At 46.7% G+C, this 6,000-nt stretch carries 7 protein-coding genes and 1 pseudogene; 6 read left to right on the top strand and 2 right to left on the bottom strand.

The genetic code is table 11. The features are described from left to right. Nucleotides 1–217: 217 nt before the first annotated feature. From TZ48_RS03660 to TZ48_RS03675, 4 genes and pseudogenes are all read left to right on the top strand, one after another. On the top strand, nucleotides 218–568 hold the full coding sequence (locus tag TZ48_RS03660; RefSeq protein ID WP_112478290.1) for an ArsC family reductase: 351 nt from the start codon (nucleotides 218–220) through the stop codon (nucleotides 566–568). Between the two features lie 58 nt (nucleotides 569–626). Next, the gene (gene dapE, locus TZ48_RS03665; RefSeq protein WP_112478291.1) at nucleotides 627–1,766 is read left to right on the top strand and encodes a succinyl-diaminopimelate desuccinylase; all 1,140 of its coding nucleotides are present in this window, start codon (nucleotides 627–629) and stop codon (nucleotides 1,764–1,766) included. A 31-nt stretch (nucleotides 1,767–1,797) separates the two neighbouring features. Continuing rightward, nucleotides 1,798–2,471, top strand: a pseudogene (locus TZ48_RS03670) (M15 family metallopeptidase). A gap of 9 nt (nucleotides 2,472–2,480) precedes the next feature. Continuing rightward, on the top strand, nucleotides 2,481–2,693 hold the full coding sequence (locus tag TZ48_RS03675; protein ID WP_112478292.1) for a DUF2897 family protein: 213 nt from the start codon (nucleotides 2,481–2,483) through the stop codon (nucleotides 2,691–2,693). Between the two features lie 110 nt (nucleotides 2,694–2,803). Here TZ48_RS03675 and bamC read toward each other — a convergent pair whose 3' ends face one another. Both bamC and dapA read right to left on the bottom strand, forming a co-directional pair. Beyond that, nucleotides 2,804–3,826, bottom strand: coding sequence for an outer membrane protein assembly factor BamC (bamC, locus tag TZ48_RS03680; protein ID WP_112478293.1), 1,023 nt, complete (start codon nucleotides 3,824–3,826; stop codon nucleotides 2,804–2,806). A 49-nt stretch (nucleotides 3,827–3,875) separates the two neighbouring features. Continuing rightward, a complete protein-coding gene (gene dapA / locus TZ48_RS03685; protein ID WP_042496796.1) occupies nucleotides 3,876–4,754 on the bottom strand; it encodes a 4-hydroxy-tetrahydrodipicolinate synthase in 879 nt (292 codons plus the stop codon). A 326-nt stretch (nucleotides 4,755–5,080) separates the two neighbouring features. On the opposite strand from dapA, the gene TZ48_RS03690 reads away from it, so the two are divergent. Beyond that, on the top strand, nucleotides 5,081–5,623 hold the full coding sequence (locus tag TZ48_RS03690; RefSeq protein WP_112478294.1) for a glycine cleavage system transcriptional repressor: 543 nt from the start codon (nucleotides 5,081–5,083) through the stop codon (nucleotides 5,621–5,623). Nucleotides 5,624–5,670: 47 nt separating this feature from the next. Next, a partial coding sequence (gene bcp, locus TZ48_RS03695; RefSeq protein ID WP_112478295.1) for a thioredoxin-dependent thiol peroxidase occupies nucleotides 5,671–6,000 on the top strand: 330 nt, incomplete at its 3' end.

The raw sequence follows: 6,000 nt of genomic DNA on the forward strand, positions 1-6,000 counted from the left end.
AGTTCTCGCTCATCGTGTGAATTTCGAAATTCAACAATTTGTAACCTTGAGTGGCAAAAACCGGCATAAAAACTGTGACCACTGACAAGGTTTTGTTTAACGCAGCACTTCTTGATAGGATGCTTAAACACAAGCAAGTGTTGAGCGTCAGTTTTTATTTCTGAGCGCTCTACACACAATAAAAAGTAAACAGTTCAACGCCCATAAGGAAGTCATCATGGCCACAACGATGTTTGGTATTCCCAACTGTGACACGATTAAAAAAGCAAAAAAATGGCTTGAAGCCAATGAGTTAGACTATCAATTTCATAACTACCGTAAGGATGGCATCAGCGAAGAAATGGTTCGTCAGTTCTGTGAACAACTCGGCTGGGAACAAGTGGTCAATAAACGCGGCACAACATACCGTCAACTGACTCAAGAGCAAAAGGACGGCTTGAATCAAGAAACGGCGATTGCGCTTCTTGTTGAACACTCAGCGATGATCAAGCGCCCTATCCTAGATGTGGACGGCACGCTGCACATTGGATTCAAAGCAGACCAATACCAACAAGTATTTGGTGTTTAATATAGACACCGCATTAACTACCTTTCATTAGTAAATTTAGAAACAAGGATCCTCAAGGATGAATGACAGCCCAGTATTGGCTCTTGCAAAAGATTTAATTAGCCGCCAATCCGTGACACCAGAAGACGCCGATTGCCAGAAAGTGATGATCGAGCGCTTAGAAAAACTCGGTTTTGAAATCGAAGTCATGGTATTTGAAGACACCACGAACTTTTGGGCTCGTCGTGGCACTGAAGCACCACTGTTTGCGTTTGCAGGCCACACCGACGTAGTGCCTGCGGGCAACCTCGACCACTGGCATACACCTCCATTTGAACCAACTATCATCGACGGTCATTTGCACGGTCGCGGCGCGGCGGACATGAAAGGCTCACTCGCCTGTATGATTGTTGCGGTTGAGCGCTTTATTGAGAATCATCCAAATCACACTGGCTCGATTGGCTTCTTAATCACCTCTGACGAAGAAGGCCCGTTTATCAATGGCACGACACGCGTCGTAGACACCCTGATGGCACGTGATGAACTCATCGACATGTGTATTGTCGGAGAACCATCTAGCACACACAGCGTTGGCGATGTGATTAAAAATGGTCGTCGTGGTTCCATCACCGGTGATCTCACCGTTAAAGGCACACAAGGCCACGTTGCTTACCCTCATTTAGCCAACAATCCCGTTCACCAAGCGCTGCCAGCGCTAGCAGAATTAGCGGCAACTAAGTGGGATGACGGCAACGAATACTTCCCTCCAACGAGCTTTCAGATCCCGAACCTGCATTCAGGCACCAGCGCGAGCAATGTGATTCCAGGTGAGTTCAACGTGCAGTTTAACTTCCGTTTCAGTACCGAACTGACCGACGAAACCATTAAAAGTCGTGTTCATTCAACGCTAGACTTGCATGGATTGGATTACGACCTTAACTGGACACTAAGTGGTCACCCGTTCCTAACGGATAAAGGTAACCTACTTGATGCCGTCGTTAGCGCGGTCGAAGAAGTCAATCACCATAAACCAGAGCTCCTGACAACGGGCGGCACCTCTGATGGTCGCTTCATTGCTCGAATGGGCGCGCAAGTGGTTGAACTAGGACCTGTCAACGCAACAATCCACAAAGTCAATGAATGCGTCAATGTCGCTGATCTTGAAAAACTCACTGACATGTATGAGCACACTTTGATTAACTTGTTCGCTAAGTCCTAAGTCAGGTTCAGAGTACTAGGTAAAACGTAATATGCAGATAGCGCAGCTTGTTGGGCAGTCCACAGAAGCCTTGGTTGACACCACCATTGGGAGTAAGTCGTTTTTGGTACACGAGCAGGTACAGGATGACTTACTGGCGTTAGTGAATGCAGCAAACCAAGCAGGATTTGAGTTATTCCTAGCAAGCGGCTATCGCTCGTTTGAGCGTCAGCTGACCATTTGGAACAACAAAATGGCGGGCACAACGCCAATTTTGGATCAAAATAGTCAGCCGATGGCGTCAGAGCAAATGAGTGAACTCGAAAAAGTTCAGGCGATCTTAAAATGGAGTGCCCTACCCGGCGCAAGTCGCCATCACTGGGGCACGGATTTCGATGTCTACGCTGGTAATTTGCTTCCCAATGACACTCAGTTACAGTTGGAACCATGGGAATACTTAGATGGCCATCAGCGTGAGTTTTACCTTTGGCTCAAAGAGTATGCCCCTCTGTATGGCTTTTTCTTCCCTTATGGCAAAGACTTAGGTGGTGTGGCGATGGAGCGTGGCATATCAGCCATCGCCAAGCCAGTTCGGCCTGCTTAGCGCACTTTTGTTGCGATAAGTGGCGACAAGTTTTACAGCAATCGGAGATTTTGGGACGTGAGGCGATACTTTCTCAGCTCGATTCCATCTACAATCAATATGTGACCAACATAAACCGTTAAGAGCAGACAATGATTGAATGGCTATTTAACCCTTGGGTAATCATCATCGTGGTACTGGCCGTGGTGATTGGCAACATTGCTGCGCTCAAGTACACCGCAAACATGAAATTTCAGCAAAGTGACAAGGTCAACTCACGCAAAAATCAGCTCGATCGTCTCAATGAGTTAGACAAACAAAAATATGGCGACAACTCAAACGATGAGCACGATAGACCAAAGTAACTCAAGGCTGTTTTTTGAACGTTGTATGTTAATTGCAGAGTAAAACGCAAAGACAAAAAAGGACCTTAACGGTCCTTTTTTCGTGAATCATGATTAAGACTCTATCTTAATCACTGCTCTTTTTTGATAACGGTCGCGATAAGCGGTTCAAGTGAACGTAGTAGACTCTCTGCAACGGGCTTACCATCACTATCGGTCACGTTGATCGACGTACGGTTACCTAAATCACCAAACAAGAAGGTGTACTCGCCCGGCTCAAGATCGATAGGCTTAAGCCCCACTTCATTCCAGAAATCGTCATCTGGTGACGCATACTTAGCTTTCGCGGTACCTTGAGACTGATTACGCTCTTCAATGGTAAAGCCCATTTTCGGTAGTAGCGTTGGAAGCTCTTGCCACAAGACATTGTATGGCGTACGTGCAATGATAACCGGCAAGCCACTACGATCTGTACCCATGCTGATTGGGATGGACTTCACCAATTCTTGAGCACGTAGCGCCGCTTCTTCACGAAGGTCGCGGTCATAACGAGCCGTGACTAAGTTCGTCATCAAGGTATTGTAGCGCTCTTCATTCACTCGAGTAACGGGTTTCACCGAGCCACCTTCACGCCAGTCGATCAACTTCATTTTGAAGCCAAAACGATTGTTGGCTTCAAAACGAGTGATTTCGTAGCGGCTGCCAATTTCAACATCTTCGTCTTCAGACACCCAAGATACCCAATCAGTTTCGATGCGGTCGTCGGTCTCTTCAACAGCCTGAACATTGATTTCAGCTAACATGGTTTTCACCGTCGCCCAAACCTTATCCATTTCTTCTTGTTGAAGTAGCCACAGCGTTACTTCTGAGCCCTGTCGTTCTACACGAGCGCCTGGGATCAATTCTAAGACTTGTTGCGGCGGACGAATATCGACTTCACGACCGATTCCACCAGAAAAGTCACCTTGAGGGATCTCGTAGTTAGGGTAGAACTGAGGTGTCGCGCCTTCAGGTAGCGTCCAGCTTCTTAGATCTGGTGACTCAAGATAGTTGAAGTCATCTTTGGCTTCGCGACGGGTTTTCGGATCACTTGAGCACGCGGCTAAAACAATAACAGCTAACGTAGAGACCGCTAGCTGACGTGAAAATTTCATTGATACTCCCTTATATAAGAGGAGCCTATCACTCCTCTTATCATTCAATTTAGTAAATGCAGGCTTCGGTCAGTGCTTTCGCCACAATCGGTTTCGCATTTTCAGACAGCTCTGTCATTGGCAGTCTCAGGTCGCCATTGGCGATGAGACCCATTTTGTGCGCCGCCCACTTAACTGGGATCGGGCTTGATTCAACAAATAAATTCTTGTGCAGCGTCATTAGGCGCTCATTGATAAGCTTAGCTTCTTCAAACTTACCCTCTAAGGCTAGATGCATCATGTTGGCCATGTCTGCTGCTGCGATATTGTTGGTCACAGAGATAACGCCTTTGCCGCCCATTTGAACAAAATCAAGGCCAGTCGCGTCATCACCACTTAGTAAGATAAAATCTTCGCCACAAAGTTCACGATGAATTTGCACTCGAGACAGATCACCCGTCGCATCTTTCAGAGCAACGATGTTTGAAATTTCGGCCAAACGCGCAACGGTTTCTGGCTGCATATCCACACCAGTACGACCTGGTACATTGTAAAGAATCTGTGGAATGTCCGTCTCTTCAGAAATCGCTTTGTAGTGCTGGTACAAACCTTCCTGTGTCGGCTTGTTGTAATAAGGAGTCACACTCAAGCAACCTGCAATGCCGACGTTGTTAAATAGACGGCTAAACGTAATCGCTTCATGAGTGGCATTGGCACCAGTGCCAGCAATAATTGGTAAGCGGCCATCAGCGAACTCAACGGTTTTCGCGACGACTTTTACATGTTCTTCAACCGTTAATGTTGCTGACTCACCAGTTGTACCAACAGCAACAATGCCATCCGTACCCGCAGCAATATGATACTCGACCAGTTTTCGTAAACTAACAAAATCGACTTCGCCATCGGTGGTAAGTGGGGTTATAAGCGCAACAATACTTCCTGAAAACATGGTGATCTCCCTAAATTGATACTTACTGCATGGTACTGTAATGCTATTGATAAACACAAGAGCTGAAAAACAGATCCCATCAAGAAGTGGATGAATAATGTCAGATTTCAGATATGAGGCACGTGTAAGATGCGCTATTTCGCCCAAAAGGTGTCAGTGGTGGGTTAATTTTGCGCTTGCGCAGCCAAGGTGCTTACATAACCGACACTTTCGCGATCAGCGCGGGTATTAAGATTTTTGATTTGCGAGAATCGGTTACATCAATCACAAGAGCTTTGCCCAGAGCTATGCTAACATATAGCCAACAAGGAACTTAGAGTGACACTATGAATCAGTATTTAGTGATTACCGCAGTTGGCTCAGACCGACCAGGGATCTGCAATGAAATCGTCCACCTCGTTGCCAACGCAGGTTGTAATATCATCGATAGTCGCATCGCCATGTTCGGCAATGAGTTCACGCTCATCATGCTGATATCTGGCAACCCAAGCTACATCACTCGCGTAGAAACCACCCTACCGCTTTTAGGTCAGGAACATGATCTGATCACCATGATGAAGCGTACTTCCAAACACGACTCAATCCCGAATCAATATACCGTCGAAGTGTTTATTGAATCCGAGGATCGCGTCGGATTAACTGAGGAGTTTACCCAGTTCTTCGCTGACAAAAACATTGGCCTCGCCTCGCTCAGCGCGCAGACCATTGTCAAAGAACGAGCGGGTACCGACGTTGATCAGTTCCAAATTGCATTAAGTGCCAACGTTGAAGAAGACTGCAATCTCATGCAGCTTCAAGAGGAATTTGAGGCGCTGTGCAATCAGCTTTCTGTGAAAGGGTCGCTAAACTTCATCAGCGGCGGCAACTAAAAATAACAATTCGATCTATAAAGAACACAATCTTCAAAGGAAATTCAATGAACACATTGACTGCGGGCACACCAGCCCCACAATTTTCACTGCTCGACCAAGACGGTAACACGGTGACTTTGGCCGATTTTAAAGGTAAGAAAGTCCTGTTTTACTTCTACCCTAAAGCGATGACGCCAGGCTGTACTGTTCAAGCGCAAGGCCTTCGCGATACCAAAGCAGAGCTCGACGCTCACAATGTGGTTGTGCTTGGCGTGAGCATTGATCCTGTGAAGCGCTTGGGTAAGTTTATCGAACGTGACCAACTTAACTTCACGCTATTGTCAGACGAAGACCACGCTGTCGCAGAGCAGTTTGGTGTGTGGGGCGAAAAGAAG

The organism is Vibrio variabilis, assembly GCF_003263785.1.
Lineage (GTDB): Bacteria > Pseudomonadota > Gammaproteobacteria > Enterobacterales > Vibrionaceae > Vibrio > Vibrio variabilis.